Consider the following 19,644-nt stretch of genomic DNA (forward strand, 5'->3'; position numbering starts at 1 on the left):
ATACATATTTCATAGCGATTTTATTGATAAGCCTACCAGAAATTCAGTGATTTAAAGGATTTGTCGAGCAAAACTCCTTTTCAACGAATAATGATTTATTTTTTAAATCTTTAGCATTTATTTTCATATAAAAGCAGCTCACCTCTGCTGATTAATAAATAATCATTAAAAAATCTAAAAACTTACCACTGTTCAGATTCACCTAGTGCCTGTCCCATAAAATCATAGCGTGAGCTAGAACGGGAAAATTTGATTGGACAGGCCAGCTGTGGCTCAGTCTCCTGTTCCCCTGCTTTGACTGGAACATGCACCACCCAGCCCCGCTCTTGTGCCAGTTGTGAAGTTAAGGCTTCATCCAGGTGTAATACCGGCTCCACACACACATCTAAAGTAGCAAATATAGTCTGCCACTCATTCAGAGTTTTACTGCGAATTTTCTCTTGAATTGCTGCTTTCACTTCTTTCTGGTCTTGAGCATCTAAGGATAAACCTTTTTCTAACAGAACTGGTAACTGCAATGCCTGGGCCAAACCCTGCATAAATTGTGGCTCCAAGCTGCCAATAGAAAGATAACGTCCATCTTGAGTTTGGTAATAATCATAAAAAGTGCCGCCATTGAGATGCCCCGATTCCGGTTGGGCATGCACACCTGCTGCCAGACTGGCGGCGGCTGCCATATTATTTAAGGTCACCGCACAATCGGTCATGGAAATATCAATATACTGTCCCATTCCGCTACGCTGGCGCTCAATCACCGCTGCCAGGATAGCGATAATCGCATGCATGGAACCGCCAGCAACATCAGCGACCTGAATACCTAAAGCCGGTGGACCACCCTGAACCCGACCGCTATGTCCGGCAATTCCGGATAAGGCCAAGTAGTTAATATCATGCCCGGCCTTATCTTTATAAGAACCAGTTTGCCCATAGCCAGTAATGGAACAATAAATAAGTCGCGGATTGATTTCAGCCAAGGTGGCGTAATCCAGTCCCAAACGTTGCATTACGCCGGGACGGAACTGTTCAACCACGATGTCATAGTCCGAAATCCTGGTTTTGATCTGTTCGATACAGTCACGATTTTTAAGATCCAGCGTGATAGATTGTTTGTTACGATTCAAATAATTGTGTGCAGTTGCCTGTCCATGTGCGTATGGTGGCACTAATCGCAATAGGTCAGGACGTGTTGGTGATTCAATATGCACAACCTCGGCACCGAGGTCTGCCAAGTACATGGTGGCAAAAGGACCAGGTAAAAGTGTAGAAAAATCGAGGACTTTCAATCCTTTTAATGCATAGGACATTAGAATAATTACTCTATTTATGATGGTTTTTTATGCATATTAGAAACATAAACACACAAAAACAATGTCATGTTCAGCCATTTACCTTGATCATTTCGGCAATTTAATATGTAACAAATGGCAAATCCGATTTTGTAAATTGCCATTGATTTATTATTTGTTGTCAATTAGGTCAAGCATTAGTGAACATCAAAGAGACTGAAGGATTAAACATGAGTCGCGATACGATCAGTATCCATTTCGTTAACGCTGCACTCTACGGCGTGAAGCGTCTCGGCATGGACGTCGATACGTTATTGTCTCATGTTGGTATTGAAGCTGAACTTCTGCATCAGCCTAAGGCCCGTATCTCGCCAGAACAATATACCCGTTTTATTAAAATGCTGTGGATGGTGACACAGGACGAGCATGTCGGCTTTGACAAACAGCCTCGCCGTCTGGGCACATTTGCAATCATGTGTCAGCTGATCATCCATGCTAAAACTTTAGGTGATGCGCTGGAACTTTCTTCCCAGTTCTACAAGCTGTTTGGCGATGACTGGGCGGTGACACTGGAACGTGACAAGCATGAAGCACGTTTAGTCCCTCAAATTCCGAAAGAGATGGACCCGGATCATTTCATCACTGAAAGCATGCTAATGATCTGGCATGGTCTGGCTTCGTGGTTGATTGAACGCCGCCTTCCATTGGAACGTGTACATTTCAGCTATCCACGTCCAAATCATGCGGATGAGTATGACGCATTATTTTTTGCACCCGTGATGCAGTTTGACGCGCCACGTACTGAAATTACTTTTGCAGCGGATTATCTCGATTTACCCATCCGTCAGAATGAAGAAACCTTGGAAGAGTTCCTGAAAGCTGCACCTGCTCAACTGTTGGTAAAATTCAAAAATACCAACTCTCTAACCTCCCGTATTCGTGATGTACTGAAGAGCCAGATCGGCGAAGAAATGCCGACGCTGAATGATGTCGCTTCCATGCTATATCTATCTCCACAAACTTTACGTCGTCGTCTGGCTGCTGAAGGCAAGAGTTATCAAGGCGTTAAAGATGCACTGCGTCGAGATGCTGCCATCCACCTCTTGTTAAATCCAGATTTAACCCTGGAAGATGTCGCGCAGCAAGTTGGTTTTAGTGAAACCAGCACCTTCCATCGTGCTTTCAAAAAATGGACCGGTGTAACACCAGGTTTATATCGCCAATTACATGGTTACCATTAAGCCACATTCTCTTCATATTCAATATTAGCTCTTTTGCTAATCTCAGTTCATGCCCAAGCTCCAGACTTGGGCATTTTTTCGTCTGATCTTTTTCTTGAATCATCGCCATTGACCAGATTGCTCAAATGACCTGGTCCGTTCTCGTCATTGCGCTTAGTTAAAGAATCATTACACTCAAAATGATTAGAACAAATCTTATTCATTCAAAAAAGGGAAATTGTATGAGCGAGGCCTATATCATCGATGCCATTCGCACACCACGTGGCAAGGGAAAAAAGGATGGATCCTTGTATGAAGTCAAACCGATCAGTTTACTCACTACCCTGCTCAATGAACTGAAAGAGCGTCATTCCTTAGATACCTCCAAGGTTGATGACATTGTCTTGGGCTGTGTCACTCCGATTGGTGACCAAGGTGCTGATATTGCCAAAACTGCAGCAATTGCAGCGGGTTGGGATAACGATGTGGCTGGTGTACAGATTAACCGTTTCTGCGCTTCTGGTCTGGAAGCAGTCAATATGGCCGCACAAAAAGTCCGTTCAGGTTGGGAGGATTTAGTGGTTGCGGGTGGAGTCGAATCCATGTCCCGCGTACCGATGGGTTCGGATGGCGGCCCTTGGGCGCTCGATCCTGAAACCAATATGGCTTGTGATTTTATTCCACAAGGCATTGGTGCCGACCTGATCGCGACCATTGATGGTTATAGCCGTGATGATGTAGATAGTTTTGCAGAACAGTCCCAGAAAAAAGCGGCAACAGCTCAGGCCAGTGGTCATTTTGATAAATCGATTGTGCCAGTTAAAGATAAAGCTGGTGTGGTGATTCTGGATAAAGATGAGTTCATTAAACCGAATACGACAATTGAAACACTCAGCAAACTCAACCCAAGCTTTGCCACCATGGGACAGATGGGCTTTGATGCAATTGCCCTGCAAAAATATCCAGAAGTCGGTACAGTCAATCATGTGCACCATGCGGGAAATTCTTCTGGCATCGTGGATGGTGCTGCCTTGGTCCTGCTTGCTTCAGAACAGGCTGTTAAAGAGCAGAACCTGAAACCGCGTGCCAAAGTCTTGTCAACGGCTCTGGTGGGCGCTGATCCAACCATTATGCTCACCGGCCCTGCCCCGGCTGCACGTAAAGCTTTGGCTAAAGCTGGTCTCAGCATTGATGATATTGACCTGTTTGAGGTCAATGAAGCCTTCGCCGCAGTCGTTATGCGCTTTATTAAAGAACTCAACGTTGATCCAGCCAAAGTCAATGTTAACGGTGGCGCCATTGCCATGGGACATCCACTGGGTGCAACCGGTGCCATGATTCTCGGTACTTTGTTAGATGAGCTGGAACGCCAGGGTAAAAAACGTGGATTAGCAACTTTATGCGTCGGTGGCGGCATGGGTATTGCCACTATTATTGAACTGGTTTAAGGAGAGAACCATGAGCGCCATTCAATTTGAAAAAACAGCGGACAATATTGTTGTTCTGACTTTTGACTCTCCAAACCAGTCTGCTAACACCATGAATGCCGACTTTCGCACTGCACTTAGCGAAGTTGTCGATAGGCTTAAAGTAGATGATGAAATTTCCGGAATTATTTTCCGTTCAGCCAAAAAGACTTTTTTCGCTGGCGGTGATCTGGATGAACTGATTCAAGCTACACCAGAACATGCCACTGAATTCTTCAACATGATTGAAGAGATGAAAGTACAGCTGCGCTATATCGAAACCCGTGGTATTCCGGTGGTTGCAGCCTTGAACGGCACCGCTCTTGGCGGTGGCTGGGAAATTGCCCTGTGTGCCCACCACCGGATTGCCTTGAATGATCCAAAAAGCAAATTTGGTTTACCTGAAGTGACTTTAGGTCTGCTACCCGGTGGTGGCGGCATAGTCCGCACTGTTCGTTTGCTGGGTTTGCAAACCGCTCTTCCTTTATTGATGGAAGGTAAGCAGCTCGGTGTAGAAAAAGCTAAAGCATTGGGCTTGATTCATGACACGGCTGATAGCCCTGATGAGCTGCTGGAAAAAGCAGTTGTATGCATTAAAGCCCATCCTAAATCCGTACAACCTTTTGATGAAAAAGGCTACAAGATTCCAGGCGGCTCACCATCCACGCCAGCAGTGGCACAAATGCTGGCAATTGCTCCTGCGATGCTACGTGATAAAACCAAAGCTTGTTATCCAGCACCTGAAGCGATTATGTCTGCAGCAGTTGAAGGTGCGCAGGTCGATGTCGATACAGCCCTCCGTATTGAATCCCGTTATTTCACCTATCTGGCGACCGGTCAGATATCGAAAAACATGATCGGCACCTTCTGGCATGGCATGAACAGTATTAAATCCGGGGTTCATCGCCCAAAAGATTGTGCCAAATGGCAAGCCAAGAAAGTTGGGATTTTGGGTGCAGGGATGATGGGCGCTGGAATTGCTTATGTCACCGCCAGCAGAGGTATTCAGGTCGTTCTAAAAGATATCTCGATCGAAGCTGCTGAAAAAGGCAAAGCCTATAGCCAGAAACTGCTGGACAAGAAAGTCAGTCAAGGTCGACTTACAGCTGGACAGCGCGAACAGATTTTAAATCTGATTCATCCCACTGCAAACACAGAAGATTTGACGGGCTGTGACCTGATCATCGAAGCGGTCTTTGAAAATCAGGAACTGAAAGCTCAGGTGATTCAGGAAGCAGAACAATATCTGGCTGCCGACGGCGTAATGGCATCAAATACTTCGACCTTACCAATTAGCAATCTGGCACAGGCAAGTAAGGATCAAGATAAATTTATCGGTCTGCATTTCTTTAGTCCGGTGGATAAAATGCAGCTGGTAGAAATCATCAGGGGGCAAAATACCTTAGACGAAACCCTCGCCAAAGCTTTTGATTTCGTGCAGCAGATCGGCAAGTTGCCAATCGTCGTGAATGACAGTCGTGGTTTCTTTACTAGCCGTGTCTTTGGTACTTTTGTACAAGAAGGTTTGCGTCTGCTGTCAGAAGGTGTGCATCCAGCACGTATTGAAATGGCTGCTTTAAAAGCTGGTATGCCCGTTGGTCCATTGGCAGTTCAGGATGAAGTGTCCTTAACCCTGACCGAGCATGTTAGCAATGAAACGCGCAAGGTACTTCAGGCAGAAGGTAAAGAACGTCAGGCCTCACCTGCCGATGCAGTCATTCAAACCATGATTCACCAGTTTAATCGCAAAGGAAAGGCAGCTGGCGCGGGCTTTTATGACTATCCTGAAGGTGGGAAAAAACAACTCTGGTCAGGCCTCAGTCACTGGAATAAAAATACCGAGATTTCTGAGCAGGAGATGATTGAACGCTTCCTGTTTGTACAGGCACTGGATACCGTACGTTGCCTGGAAGAAGGCGTGTTGCAGTCAACTGCAGAAGGAAATATTGGCTCGATCTTTGGCATTGGCTTCCCTGCCTGGACCGGTGGTGCAGTGCAGTATTTAAATCAGTATGGACTGGCGAAGGCCTTGGCACGTGCCAATGTACTGGAAAAAAAATATGGTGAACGCTTTAAAGCACCGGCACTGTTAAAAAATAAGGTTTCTGCTGCTGAAACTTTTTAATCTCATTCGCACAGAATAAAGAGGAGCGTTCAGCTCCTCTTTTTATAAGTCTACTGAAAAAATGATCATATTTTACAGTGCAAATCCAGTCTGCTTTTCAGCCAATCTATGTTATAAAGTAACATAGATTCTATATCCTCTTTGGGTTCATACCATGTCTGATCAAAATACTCCTGAAAATTCGCCTTGGGGTTGGAGAGCACTGATTATCTTCTGCATAATTGGTGGTATATTCATGTTTATCTTCTGGTTAGCTGTCAGCAATGAACCGGACTACATGCCAAGCCAGCAGAAGAAACAGGATACCCAGCAACACGCATTTAAAAATGCCCCAACCATGTCAGAAGAAGCCATTGCCAAAGCTCAGGCAGATCGTGAAGCACGTGCAGCAGCTCAACAAGGTACTGAACCGCAATCAACAGCTGCTGAAGAACAGCATATGTCAGCAGATGAACATGCCCATATGGATACCGAACATGGTGCACATGATCATTAAGATCTTACGATAAAAAAAGCGAGGTTCATGCCTCGCTTTTTTATATCTGAAAATGAATCTTTAAAGTTGTAAATACATATCGATATGTGGAATTCCACAGTCTAGATATTCATCACCCTGTAGCTGAAAACCCAAAACCTGATAAAAGCCGATAGCGTGGACTTGAGAGGAAAGTTTGATAAACTGCCGTCCTTCAGCGCATGCATAGTCAATCACTGCCTGCATTAACTGCTGACCGATCTTGAAACCACGCGCTGATTTCAGTACTGCAACACGACCGATACTATTACTTGTTAATAGTCGGGCTGTGGCAACCGGTTGATCATGCAGATAAGCCACAAAATGGGTGCACAGCTTATCTTCTGCATCCCATTCATCTTCCGATGCAATATGCTGTTCCTGAATAAACACAGCTTCGCGAATCAGTCTGGCTGCGGCAGCCAGCTCGGCCCAAGTGCCTGCAACAATTTTTAGCTCAGCATGATTTAGCATTTACAACCAATCCCCTGTTGATCCCATTCATCCTTGAGCAATAATTCAAGGGAGTGTTTCTGAATCCCATACATCTCTTTCAAAGCCTGAATCTGATTCAGCACGTCCTGATCCGGTTCCTGATCGTCCTTGCGCTTCACCGCCAGAATCATTTTGTTTTTACTGGTATGCTCAAGCGCAACAAATTCGAATACTTTAGTTTCATAACCATAGGCTTTCAGCAACAAGGCACGAATAGTATCTGTCAGCATTTCTGCCTGCTGGCCCGCATGAATCCCGAATTGCAGCATTGGACTCAAAACTTTTGGCGCCTGTAACTGTGGGCGTAGTTCCTTGTGACAACATGGGGCACACATGATGATCTGCGCATTCAGACGAATGCCGGTATGAATGGCAAAATCCGTGGCCACATCACAAGCATGTAAGGCAATCATCACATCCAGATGCTCAGGCTCATAGGTGCGCACATCACCCTGGAAGAAATCGAGCTGGTTAAACTGGGATTGGTCTGCCACCTTCTGACAAAACTCGACCATTTTCGGATTCAGTTCTACACCCGTCACCCACGGTGTCTGTCCATGCTTTTGCATATAGTCATACAAGGCACAAGTCAGATAGCCCTTACCTGAACCAAAATCTACTACCTGCAGACCTTCCTGAGAGGCTTTAATCTGCGAAAGCGCATTCGAGAAAATTTCCACAAACTTGTTAATCTGTTTCCACTTGCGCGCCATGCTCGGAATGACCTGACCTTGCTGATCAGTAATGCCGAGATGCTGCAGAAACACACTGTCCTGATCCACATAACGCTGCTTGACCCGGTCATGGCCCTGTTCAGCAGTTTTGGATTTAACGACAGGTTGAGTTTTGCTGCGGGTCAGCATGATTTTTTTCTTGTTTTTTTTCAGCTGCAATTCTTCGGCTGTAGTGATCAGATTGACCTGCTTGCAACAGGCCAATAATTCAGTGACCTGAGACAAAGCCTCAATTAAAGGATAATTTTTAGTGACGTCCTGGGTTTTATATCTGTACAGACAACTCAGTACTTTTTGCTCATTCAGCCAAATGACGCGTAAGGTCATTTTCTCCAGTTGTTCCAGTTCGCCCTTATACTGACTTAAAATCAGACGATCAAATTGATCTGTTTCAATAGCTTGCTGGAAAGTATCCAGAAATTGCTGTTCTTGAACCGAGAGAGAAGCCAAAATGGACATAAAAGAAACCTGAAATGAATTGCCGTTAAAGTGTAAATGTTCTTACCCTAAAAGCAAAATTGAATTACTATACATTTGTATATTTAAGAAGAATGATAACTATGTCAAATGCACCACTACTCCAGGATTATGATGCTGTCGAAGAGCGCATCAACTACATCAGTCACGGTGTAGGTGCTGCCTTGTCAGTAATTGCCGGTATTTTACTGGTGATTAAAGGCTCTTATCTTAGTACGGGTCAATGGATTGGCTTATGGGTTTATGCACTGAGCATGATTGTACTTTTTTCTGCATCCATGCTGTATCACATGGCCACAACTGCAGACCGACGTTATTTCTATAAAAAAATTGACCATACTGCGATCTATTATCTGATTGCCGGTACTTATACCCCCTTTCTGGCAATTGCCATTCCAACGGCCAAAGCCCAGTATTTGTTGATTGCTTTATGGATCATTGCTGTCCTTGGAACACTATTCAAGTTCATTTTCATTCATCGTTTTCAGAAACTTTCCCTGTTTGCTTATCTGGCAATGGGCTGGCTTGCACTGTTAGTTATTGATGATATGCAGAAATATTTATCAGTACAATCTTTAACCTTTCTCATCATTGGGGGACTTGCTTATACGGTGGGTGCATTGTTTTATGCATTAAAAAGAGTAAGATATACGCACGCTATCTGGCACATTTTTGTATTGATAGGCGCAGGATCACATTTTCTGTCTATCTATCTTTACGTGATTTAATCCTCTCATTCTCCATTTCAGTGACCCTGAGCGAGTTGAATTGAGAAGATTGCAGTTGTTTTTTTAAGAAATTACGCCTTTTTTAAAAAGATTACGCTTTTAAAACTAAGTTCTTTTATTTTTAGTAAGTGTAAGGTCATTCATGGCGTCGTCAAATTCTGCTGCTCAGCCAGCACAAAACTCAAAATTCCGCGTTTTAACAGCGAGTTTAGTAGGCACTACAATCGAGTTCTTCGATTTCTATATTTATGCTACTGCCGCTGTCATTATTTTCCCTTATTTGTTCTTCCCGGCAAGTACAGACCCAATGACCGCAACGATCCAGTCACTTGCGACTTTCGCAATTGCCTTTATCGCACGTCCGATCGGTGCGGCATTGTTTGGTCACCTCGGCGACAGAATTGGTCGTAAAGCCACCCTGGTCGCTGCCTTGCTGACCATGGGACTGTCTACTGTAGCGATTGGCCTGCTGCCAACTTATGCTCAAATTGGTATTGTAGCGCCTTTGCTTTTGGCATTATGCCGTTTAGGTCAGGGCCTTGGTCTGGGTGGTGAATGGTCAGGTGCGGTCTTACTTGCAACTGAAAATGCACCTGAAGGTAAACGTGCCTGGTATGGTATGTTCCCGCAATTGGGTGCACCAATTGGCTTTATTCTAGCAACTGGCTCATTCTTGACGCTCGGTGCATTGATGTCTGAAGCTGACTTCATGGCTTGGGGCTGGCGTATTCCATTCATTTCAAGTGCGCTTCTTGTTATTGTAGGTCTTTGGATTCGTTTAAAACTACATGAAACACCTGCATTCCAGAACGTTTTGGACAAGCAAAAAGAAGTAAACGTACCTTTTGTTCAAGTATTTAAAAAACATTCTAAAATGTTAGTACTGGGTACAATTGCAGCTATCTGTACCTTTGTTGTATTTTACTTAACAACTGTATTTGCGCTGCAATGGGGTACTAAGCAGTTAGGCTATTCACGTGAAGAATTCCTTCAGTTGCAATTAGTTGCAACGCTATGCTTTGCTGCATTCATTCCATTATCTGCTGTATTCGCAGAAAAGTTCGGTCGTAAAGCGACTTCCATCGGTGTATGTATCGTTTCTGCGATCTTCGGTATCTTCTTTGCCGACATGCTTGAATCAGGCAGTACAGTTATCGTATTCCTGTTCCTGTGTATCGGACTTGCGATCATGGGCTTAACTTATGGCCCAATTGGTACCGTATTGTCTGAAATCTTCCCGACTTCAGTACGTTATACAGGTTCCGCTTTGACCTTCAACTTGGCAGGCATCTTCGGTGCATCTTTTGCGCCTTTAATCGCAACCAAGCTGGCAACACAATATGGCTTATCTGCCGTAGGTTATTATCTGACAGCAGCCTCTATTTTGTCACTGCTGGCATTTCTGCTGATTCGTGAAACCAAGAATGATGATGTGAACAATCAGATCTAATTCTAGGATTACCTTCTAAAAAGCCAGTGTGAATGCACTGGCTTTTTTATTTCCGAAATTTGGTGTGCAACAAAAAACTGCTATTTCTCCTCCTCTATTTACGGAACAATACAGAAACGGATTCATAACGAGAAGGATAAGATATGCAGGATCCAATCGAACATTTGACCGAAGACCAGCTGGTTCATATTGTGGTCTTACTGGAAGAAGACAAGAAAACCGAAGCCATCCAATATATTGTTCAACATACGCCATTAGACCAACAGCAGGCGCTTGAAGTGATTGCCGCGATCGTGATGGAGCATGATGCTGCCTTACAGCTACAGACACAAGGCGCAAGATTTAGTGATGATGTCACCATTAATCCACAGCTGAAGACTGAAGCACTAACCGACTTTATTGCAGTCTCCATCCCTGCAAGCGCTACACAAGATCATGCTACCCGCCCACCCATTCCAGAGTCGACCCAAGAGTTACAGAAAAAAGTCGCTGAACCGGTCACTGCAAAAAATGAACCGCATCTGATCTGGATCATTGCAGGTATTATTCTTCTGATTCTGCTAATTATCTGGATGGTTGGCTAGATACTGAAATCCGCCAAATCATTTATATCAACTCAATGATATCGATGGTGGGTGGTACACGAAAACGGAAAGGTACACCCACCAGACCTGTTCCGACAGTGACAAATACATCGGCATGTGCATGTCGGTATAAACCGCGCTTATGTCCGAGAATTGACACCCGTTTCATCACATAATCCGTCAACCACGGCAATTCCACTTGCCCACCATGCGTATGCCCAGAGAGCATCAATGGCCGGCTTGGCAATTTCGGCACCATGTCTACCGTATCCGGGTTATGTGACAGGATCACCCAAGGCTTATCTTGCGGCAACTCCGGCAAGAACCGCATATCTGCTTTACCTGCCCAGAGATCACCAATACCCACCAGGCGAAATTCATCAAACTCAACAATTTGCCCTTCAATATCTATAACATTATTGCTTACTAGAGCAGTATGTAATAACTCCTGAATAGGCGGTCCCGGATACTGTTCGTCATGGTTACCATTCACAGAATATACCGGTGCCTGAATTTCCTGCAAAATGGCGAGTTCTTGGGTCAGAGTATCTTCCGGTTCATAGGTCCAGTCGCCTGCGACGACCACCAAATCAGGCTGCTGCTGATTTAATTTATGTACAATTTGTTTTAGCTGACGTTCATGACCAGAAAATAAACCAATATGCAAATCCGCAATTAAAGCAATACGAACAGGTTGCCGCATTTTTTTATCAGTATTAATCTGATACCGGGTAGTCTTGATCTGGATTAAATGCGGTTCAATAAAACGTGCATAACACAGTACACCACTGAGCAGACAGATAAATACTGCCTCATGAATGGAATAATACCCATTAAAACCGCCATAAATACTAAAGAAAAATAAAGGAATCAGTAGATAAGATAAATAATAAGCGAGCAGATGGGTAAAGGCTTTAAAGGGATGAATCGTCTGGGTATGTGACTGACTGATCCACGCCTGCGATATACACCACAGCGCCAAAATCGCCATTCCGATATAGAAATATAAGATCACGGAATCGATATTCCCCATAATTTTGCCTTGTCCAGTTCTTTAGTACATTCTCTGCTCTGTATTTATCTTTTCACAGCTGGCAATTATACTCAAACCTAATTTATCACGCTTAGATTCATATGACGAATGCTCCCCGCTCCAAGGCTGACCAGCCCATGGTCACTTCCCAACGTAATACTCCATATAAATCTGCTGTTTTACTGGGTTTGAGTCTTGTTCTGGGGATCTCTGCCTGCAGCACGCTTCCTCCGCAGGTAGAACAACCTTCACATACTGCCTTTGAAACTGATACTTCACAGACTTCCCTGGCTAAAATTGTTCAACCTTTACGTGATCAATATCTAGGTTTGACTGGATATCATGTTCTCTATGATCCACTTGAAGCACTTGCAGCCCGTATGCAACTGATTCATAAGGCCGAGCAGACTTTAGACCTGCAATATTACATTTGGGACAATGACCGGATTGGTGCACTGGCCTTAAATGGCATTATTCAGGCTGCTGACCGTGGAGTAAAGGTCCGCCTTCTGATTGATGACAACAATGCCAAGAAGATGGAAGGCATTTATCTGGCACTGGATCAGCATCAAAATATCGATGTCCGCTTATATAATCCCTATCGTTTTCGTCAGCATCGTGCCATGGATATGGTACTGGATTTGAAACGTATCAATCGTCGTATGCACAACAAGAGCTTTATTGCAGATAATCAGATTGCCTTGATTGGCGGACGTAATATGAGCAATCAGTATTACAATGTAAGTGATGCCTATCAATTTTCCGATGTAGATGTGTTGCTGGTTGGTGCTGCCTCAGATGAGATTATCCATTCCTTTGATGAATACTGGAATGATGACTATGCCTATCCAGTGCGGAATATTGTTAATCCACGTCACCATAGCCTACGCTTTGAAAGCCTTAAACAGCAGCTAAAAGCACATCAGGATGACCCACGAGTACAAAACTACCTCGACTTAGCTAACAGGTCTAAGGCTTTTGATAAATGGCTTGATCATAATATCCAGCTGGATTGGGTTGAAGCAGAAGTAGTCAAAGACCCGCCTACCAAGATCAAGTCCAAGGCAAAAAAAGAAGAACACCTGAATTTCCAGTTGTTACAGCATCTGGAAAAACCTGAACAAAGTGTAGATATTGTCTCTGCTTATTTTGTACCAGAAAAAGAAGGTGCAGAACGGCTCAAAAGTCTGGCTCAAAAAGATATAAAGATTCGAGTACTCACCAATTCTTATAAAGCCAATGACGTTCCTGTTGTGCATGCTTTTTATTCTAAGTACCGTAAAGATTTACTGGAACATGATGTACAGTTGTACGAATTTCTAGCGGCGCCAGATGCAGCAAACCTGAATGCCAATACCAAGGAAATTGCTGACAAGGCTAAAGTGAGCTTGAAAGGTCTGAGTCGTTCCAGTTTACACGCAAAACTGATGGCCTTAGATGAGAAACAGGTATTTATTGGTTCTTTTAACTTTGACCCGCGTTCAGCCTATCTAAATACAGAGATTGGTGTATTACTCAATAGCCCTTCCTTAGCACAAGCTGTGCATAAAACCATGGATCAGAACTTAAGTAAATATGCTTATAAGCTGGTATTAGATGCCAATCAGAATATCAACTGGAAGATCCAGCAACCGAATGGTGAAATTAAAACTTTGACCAAAGAACCGAAAATGAAATGGCATCAAAAAGCCCTATTAAAGTTTGTGTCTTGGCTTCCGCTTGAAGGGTTCATGTAACAACATGGCCCGTCTGGAAAAATAGCTGAACCAAATAATAAAAAACCAGTCGATGCGACTGGTTTTTTATTGAATTTTTTATATTAGGATTTCGCTTTTACTTTATAGCATTCAGCAGCGGTCAGGCTAACTGTACCTCCTGCAAGTTTGGATAATCTCTTAACACTTTCATCAGAAGGATTCTGTTTACCATAAACTTGGCTAAAGCTAGCAAAGCTATTTGCCCATTTTACCGTATTCCCTTCAGAGTCTGTCAAACTGATCGTCGGTTTAGGAGTATTCGTACCGTCACCTGTTACTCTCACATTAAATAAATCAGTCAAATTCACTAATGCTCCCCCTACCACTATGGATTCGGAAGAACCATCAGTTGAGGTCTTGATGGTGGAATTCATACCAATGAGAGCACCGTTCAAATCGCCTAATTCCTCATTAGCGAAAACCATACGAATAGAAAGTGTATTGTCTGTTTTCTTTCTCACAGCTGCAGGTACAAAGGCACGTGAAACGGTTCCAATACGATATTGTTGTACTGTTTCTACCGCATCCGTATCCTCAGAATCCTCGACCAAATAGGTTGTTTGCATTGTAGATGGATTGTATTCAGCACTACATTCATCAACTTTTGCTGTAGCAGGTTTAATATTCGTACGAATATCACCATTCTCATCAATCACAATGCCCAAATTAATTATTCTGTTTGAATCATTTGTTAAGGTAAATTTTAAATTTCCATAAAGCGGGAAAAAATAATTTTCTTGATTTCTTACATTATTTTGAGTCGTGAAAACCCTTCGGTCCAAATGTGTGATTGGATAGATTTTATAAAGATCCATCGTACCAGCAAAATTCAGTGTTCCCCCGGTTTGCTGCCACAGACCTAGCTCACGTTTTTCACTCTCATTTAAGTTATAACTCACACTCTTACCGGTCAAAACCTTATAAAAACGCTCTTTACCAGCAATCATATAATCATTATATAAGCGACCTTGTTCAATCTTGAGTTTCTCGGTAGTAGAGTCACCTACTCTGAATAGATAACCTGGTGTATTGGCAATTTGTTTTGTTTCCGGGTCAATCCATGAATTTTGGGCATCAGCAGTCATTTGTACAGGTTTAATACTACGAATTAAATGAGCATTCAGTCCACCTATCGTGGTGAAATCACCAGGATTCTGGGTTGTGCTTTCTATTTTGCCTTTCCACTGTAAGCCACTGCCGAAAGTCATCCCCTGACGGTCAGTCATCAATATAAAATGACCCAAGATATGTGTCAGGTCAGTATCTGTTAGCGAGCATTCTCGGTTAAGATTACTGCATCCTACTAACCCTTCTGAACCGGTAACATAACTACCTAAGGATTCAGTAGAAAACAGGGAAAATTCTGGCTGATAAACAGCAGCATTTGAAATATTTAATAATGCTTGAAGTACCTGTTCGGCCTGTTCTTTAGTAATCGTTGTTGGTCCCAACCATTTTTTCAGTAAGGCATCAAAATCCTGATCAGATAAAGTCTTGATTTTTTCAACAGTAATATCTTCATCTAATTGATCAAGTCCAGCTCGAATATCTTCATTTATCGCAACAGGATAGATTTCCGTTGCTGATCGTAATTGATCAGTATTTAAACCCATGGCTTGAATTAACTGGACTAAGCGAATAGCAATATCATATTGAGACAGATCACCTGCTGAGTTGGTGTTACGGATGCCCTCAGCGATATCCAATAAATTCATACGTGGATAATGAGATTTAGATGTAACATTACCAATCCTATTCATTGAGAATGAACCCAGATCTACACGTCTTTCATCTTTACCTAGAATATAGAAAGTAATTGACTGGCCTACTTTACAGGCACCTGTTGCCACACCCTTATCTACATCATATGTGGTGACAAATGTTTGCTTTGTATCATCACCACAATGGAAATCTAAAGTTTGCAATGGATAATCTAAAGCAAATTCAATACAACCCGAATTTGTGCCAATACAGGCCCCATTGACTGTACTACGGCTTTGTTGCACAAAGATTTGAAATGCAAAGCGCCCCTAATTGAGCCAAATTTAAGGCGTAACTTGGGTAAGTGGGCGACCTAATTCCGTAAATCTGTTAAGGACTGCTACACGTGCATGGATCTCATTCACTTGGCTACCAAAACTCCTTGCGCTGAGTTTATCTCCTAATAATTTAATGCAGTGCATCTTAGTTTCAACCAAACTTCGCCGATGATAGCCTGACCATTTTTTCCATAGTGTCCTGCCTAAACGTTTAATTGTTCGAAGTAATTCATTTCGCTCTAGCGAGCTACTCTTTGTATCTTTCCATTGTTTCGCATTTTTTCTAGGTGGAATCACCGCATGCGCTTGCCGATCTGCAATGACCTGACGGCATTGCTTGGTGTCATAAGCTCCATCGGTATAAACAGAGTCAATCCGCTCATCTTGTGGAATCTGATCAAGTAAATCACCAAGCACCTGTGAATCACTGACATTATTGGTTGTAAGCTGAACTGCTCGTATTTGTAGGGTTTTGGCATCTATACCAATATGAAGTTTACGCCATTGGCGACGATATTCAGATCCATGTTTCTTGCGTTTCCATTCGCCCTCACCTAGAAACTTCATGCCTGTAGAGTCCATGAGTAGATGCAGCCCATCGCTACTTTTTTGGTAGCTGATTACAATATCAATATGCTTTTGTCTTCTACAAAGCGTGGTGTAATCTGGAGCTATCCAATTTAATCCGCAAAGTTTAATCAGACTTTGTACAAAGCCAGTAACCATACGTAAAGACAGACGAAATAAGGATTTAATCATTAAGCAGCATTGGATGGCTGCGTCGGAGTAGGTTTGATTTCGCCCTTGTTTGCCTTTTGATGGAGCATACCATTGCGTAGCAGGATCAAACCAAATGGCAATATTTCCGCGACTCATGAGTGCTCGGTTATATGCGGGCCAATTGGTTGTGCGGTAGATTTTCTGTGTAGGCTTCTTCATTTGAAAATTATATCGCTAAAAAAGCCTTTACAGATAGGTTTGTGCAACAAAGCCGTTGTGAATCACTCTTTGTCCATGATGTATTTTTATTTTACGACAGCACGAACAATTAATCCTTGAGTGATTTGCTCGCCCCCCTAAATTAGCTGCGTGTCATTTTTTGTTCAACTGTTGTTGGTCGCATTTCGTTATTCACCGATAAACGGTATATACAAGTTCTACCTCATTTTTCTTGATAATTGAGATAGAATCATCTCAGTCTCTTGAATGCTTTAAACTGAATGCATAGCCTAACTTTTCAACATCTCCTGTCTGCTTCAAATAGTTCCCCGCATGCCATTTTGGAAGCATTGCGCTCCCTGGATCATGCTGTATATTTATATGACAACGGTACGCCATTTATTGCCTGCTGTGCTGAACGTTATACAGTTATACAGGATGATATTATACAAACTTATCAGGCTGTTTCTTTTAATCAGTATGAAGTCGTTGCGCCAGATTTAACTATTAATTTCACGTCTAAATCAACCTCGGACTCTACAAGATTTAATGGCGGCTTTGTAGGATTCATTTCTTATGACTACGCAGCTCAGCAGCAAGTTCATTATAGACAGCGCCAGCAGCCAGCACTTTTTATTGGGCAATTCTCTACTTATTTAGAACTCAACCCTCAAGGATGGATTTTTAAAAGTAGTGATCCTCAAGCGAAACATATTTTTCAGCAGATTCAGGCTTTACTTGATCAATTCCAGGATAAGTCTGAATTTAATTTAGTTTCTCCATGTACAGCGCGTTGGAATAAATCGGCTTATCAGGAGGCTTTCAGTCAGGTTCAGGAATATATCAAAGCTGGTGATTGTTATCAGATCAACCTGACTCAAGAATTTTCAGCACAAGCTAAAGGCTCTGTGTTAGCTACAGCAGAACAATTTTGGCAGCTAACCAATGCACCTTATGCTGGTTATTTACGCGTAGGTGAGTTTGAGCTGTTAAGTTGTTCACCAGAACTGTTTATTGAGTTTCAATCTGAGCGACGGATTATTACCAAACCGATCAAAGGCACGATGCCGCGTTATATAGATCCAATATTGGATGAGCAGTCCAAACAGACCTTAAAAAATTCTGAGAAAGATCAAGTTGAAAATGTGATGATCGTGGATTTATTACGTAATGATTTAAGTGTTTATGCGGAAACTGGCTCAGTTAAAACACCAAAGCTGTTCAATATTGAAAGCTTTAATCAAGTTCATCATATGGTTAGTGAGGTACAAGCTACATTAAAAAAAGATGTAAATCCATTTAATGTTTTAATGTCCGCCCTTCCTGGCGGATCTATTACTGGTGCACCTAAAATCCGTGCCATGCAGATTATTGAAGAACTTGAAGATGCGCCACGAGGTGCATATTGTGGCTCAATGGGGTATTTTAATTTTGATGGAACTGGTTCCTGGAATATTCTGATCCGCTCAATACAGAAATACCAAAATGAGATGTCACTATGGGCTGGTGGCGGGATTACCATTTCATCAGACTGCGATGCCGAATACCAAGAATGTTTTGATAAAGTCGAAGCTATGTTGAATCTACTCAATACTTGGTACACACCTGAATAAATAAAAAAACGACTCAATTGAGTCGTTTTTTTATGAATCTCACCCCTTGATGAGCATTGCTCCGCAAGGGATAGATTCACTTAAATCAAAATCTCATTTTTCAATGTATCAATCAAACGTTGATTCTGCTCATCTGTACCAATAGTAATACGTAAGAACTGATTGATACGTGGCTTATTAAAATAGCGCACGATAATACCATGTTCACGTAATTCAGATGCTAACTCACCTGCATCTTTGCTTGGGAATGATGCAAAAATGAAATTGGCAGCCGATGGTAAAACTTTAAATCTAAGTTCTTTTAACTGTGTTGTCAATTTCTCACGGCTCGCTATCACTTTGGCATTTTGCGCTTCAAAGTAAGCTTGGTCTTCAAAGGAAGCTACTGCTGCTGCAATGGCAAAACGATCCATTGGATAAGAGTTAAAGCTGTTTTTAACCGCTTCCAATGCTGCAATTAAATGTGGCTGCGCAATCGCAAAACCAACCCGTAGACCTGCTAATGAGCGGGACTTAGACATGGTTTGGCAGACCACCAAATTGTCGTATTTCTCAACCAACGCCACCGCTGATTCTGCACCAAAGTCGACATAGGCTTCGTCAATCACCACAACCGAATTTGGATTAGCTTGAAGCACTTCTTCAATTGCAGATAAACCCAGTGCAATACTGGTTGGTGCATTTGGATTGGTAATAATGATGCCACCATTTGGCTGTTTATAGTCATCGACTACAATTTCAAAATCATCATTGAGCGGCAATACTTTGGTTTCGACACCAAAGAATTGGCTGTATACAGGATAGAAACTATAGGTAATATCTGGATAGAGCAATGGCAATTCTTGAACGAAGAATGCTTTGAAAATATGCGCTAAAACTTCATCCGAACCATTGCCGACAAAGACTTGCTCAACTGGCACACTTTGCTGTTTCGCAATCGCGTGCTTCAGTTCAGAGGCATCAGGGTCAGGATACAAACGTAAAACATCCGCACCATTTGCCAAGACATTCTGCACTGCTTCCACCACTTTTGGTGACGGTGGATATGGGTTTTCATTGGTATTTAATTTTAAAAGATTTTGGATTTTAGGCTGTTCACCTGGTGTGTACGGCTCAAGCTCACGTACTTCAGGACTCCAAAAACGCATTTGTTCTGTGGTGATATTCATTTTTAAATTCTCAAA

General features: G+C 42.7%; 16 protein-coding genes. 9 read left to right on the forward strand and 7 right to left on the reverse strand.

The genetic code is table 11. The features are described 5' to 3' along the window. Positions 1–182: 182 nt before the first annotated feature. Positions 183–1,304, reverse strand: coding sequence for a CaiB/BaiF CoA transferase family protein (locus F899_RS12730; RefSeq protein WP_004891568.1), 1,122 nt, complete (start codon positions 1,302–1,304; stop codon positions 183–185). Positions 1,305–1,516: 212 nt separating this feature from the next. Here F899_RS12730 and F899_RS12735 point away from each other — a divergent pair, with 212 nt between their 5' ends. The 4 genes from F899_RS12735 (at position 1,517) to F899_RS12750 (ending at position 6,593) form a co-directional block, all read left to right on the forward strand. Beyond that, positions 1,517–2,527, forward strand: a complete 1,011-nt coding sequence (locus F899_RS12735) for an AraC family transcriptional regulator (RefSeq protein WP_004814497.1) — start codon at positions 1,517–1,519, stop codon at positions 2,525–2,527. Between the two features lie 221 nt (positions 2,528–2,748). Then, on the forward strand, positions 2,749–3,954 hold the full coding sequence (locus tag F899_RS12740) for an acetyl-CoA C-acetyltransferase (protein WP_004891565.1): 1,206 nt from the start codon (positions 2,749–2,751) through the stop codon (positions 3,952–3,954). Positions 3,955–3,964: 10 nt separating this feature from the next. Further along, complete coding sequence (locus tag F899_RS12745) at positions 3,965–6,097, forward strand: 3-hydroxyacyl-CoA dehydrogenase NAD-binding domain-containing protein (RefSeq protein WP_004891563.1); 2,133 nt, start codon at positions 3,965–3,967, stop codon at positions 6,095–6,097. A 154-nt stretch (positions 6,098–6,251) separates the two neighbouring features. Next, entirely contained in the window at positions 6,252–6,593 is a 342-nt protein-coding gene (locus F899_RS12750; protein WP_004891561.1) for a hypothetical protein, read from the forward strand. A 60-nt stretch (positions 6,594–6,653) separates the two neighbouring features. On the opposite strand, the gene F899_RS12755 is transcribed toward F899_RS12750, so the two are convergent. Next, on the reverse strand, positions 6,654–7,085 hold the full coding sequence (locus F899_RS12755; protein WP_004891559.1) for a GNAT family N-acetyltransferase: 432 nt from the start codon (positions 7,083–7,085) through the stop codon (positions 6,654–6,656). After that, entirely contained in the window at positions 7,079–8,299 is a 1,221-nt protein-coding gene (locus F899_RS12760) for a class I SAM-dependent methyltransferase (protein ID WP_005223146.1), read from the reverse strand. Before F899_RS12760 ends, F899_RS12755 begins: the two co-directional genes overlap by 7 nt. 101 nt (positions 8,300–8,400) lie before the next feature. Between F899_RS12760 and trhA the strand changes: the two genes are divergently transcribed. The 3 genes from trhA (at position 8,401) to F899_RS12775 (ending at position 11,079) form a co-directional block, all read left to right on the forward strand. Continuing rightward, the gene (trhA, locus tag F899_RS12765) at positions 8,401–9,045 is read left to right on the forward strand and encodes a PAQR family membrane homeostasis protein TrhA (RefSeq protein WP_004814489.1); all 645 of its coding nucleotides are present in this window, start codon (positions 8,401–8,403) and stop codon (positions 9,043–9,045) included. Positions 9,046–9,187: 142 nt separating this feature from the next. After that, a complete protein-coding gene (locus tag F899_RS12770; RefSeq protein WP_004891555.1) occupies positions 9,188–10,495 on the forward strand; it encodes an MFS transporter in 1,308 nt (435 codons plus the stop codon). A gap of 143 nt (positions 10,496–10,638) precedes the next feature. Then, entirely contained in the window at positions 10,639–11,079 is a 441-nt protein-coding gene (locus tag F899_RS12775; protein WP_005223148.1) for a hypothetical protein, read from the forward strand. Positions 11,080–11,101: 22 nt separating this feature from the next. On the opposite strand, the gene F899_RS12780 is transcribed toward F899_RS12775, so the two are convergent. Beyond that, positions 11,102–12,112 carry a metallophosphoesterase gene (locus tag F899_RS12780; RefSeq protein ID WP_005223149.1) on the reverse strand — a complete coding sequence of 337 codons (1,011 nt, stop codon included), beginning with the start codon at positions 12,110–12,112 and terminating at the stop codon, positions 11,102–11,104. A gap of 101 nt (positions 12,113–12,213) precedes the next feature. On the opposite strand from F899_RS12780, the gene F899_RS12785 reads away from it, so the two are divergent. Then, positions 12,214–13,848: a phospholipase D family protein gene (locus F899_RS12785; RefSeq protein WP_416201954.1), complete on the forward strand. Its 1,635-nt coding sequence runs from the start codon at positions 12,214–12,216 to the stop codon at positions 13,846–13,848. Between the two features lie 83 nt (positions 13,849–13,931). Here the strand turns inward: F899_RS12785 and F899_RS15730 are convergent, their stop codons facing one another. Both F899_RS15730 and F899_RS12795 read right to left on the reverse strand, forming a co-directional pair. Next, on the reverse strand, positions 13,932–15,794 hold the full coding sequence (locus tag F899_RS15730) for a putative pilus system protein FilF (RefSeq protein ID WP_212749412.1): 1,863 nt from the start codon (positions 15,792–15,794) through the stop codon (positions 13,932–13,934). A gap of 120 nt (positions 15,795–15,914) precedes the next feature. Beyond that, on the reverse strand, positions 15,915–16,847 hold the full coding sequence (locus F899_RS12795) for an IS5 family transposase (RefSeq protein WP_034434103.1): 933 nt from the start codon (positions 16,845–16,847) through the stop codon (positions 15,915–15,917). Between the two features lie 281 nt (positions 16,848–17,128). Here F899_RS12795 and pabB point away from each other — a divergent pair, with 281 nt between their 5' ends. Continuing rightward, positions 17,129–18,460, forward strand: coding sequence for an aminodeoxychorismate synthase component I (gene pabB / locus F899_RS12800; RefSeq protein WP_004891544.1), 1,332 nt, complete (start codon positions 17,129–17,131; stop codon positions 18,458–18,460). Between the two features lie 80 nt (positions 18,461–18,540). On the opposite strand, the gene hisC is transcribed toward pabB, so the two are convergent. After that, positions 18,541–19,629 carry a histidinol-phosphate transaminase gene (hisC, locus tag F899_RS12805; protein ID WP_004891542.1) on the reverse strand — a complete coding sequence of 363 codons (1,089 nt, stop codon included), beginning with the start codon at positions 19,627–19,629 and terminating at the stop codon, positions 18,541–18,543. Positions 19,630–19,644: the final 15 nt, after the last annotated feature.

The sequence above is a fragment of the Acinetobacter sp. CIP 101934 genome (assembly GCF_000369585.1).
Lineage (GTDB): Bacteria > Pseudomonadota > Gammaproteobacteria > Pseudomonadales > Moraxellaceae > Acinetobacter > Acinetobacter schindleri.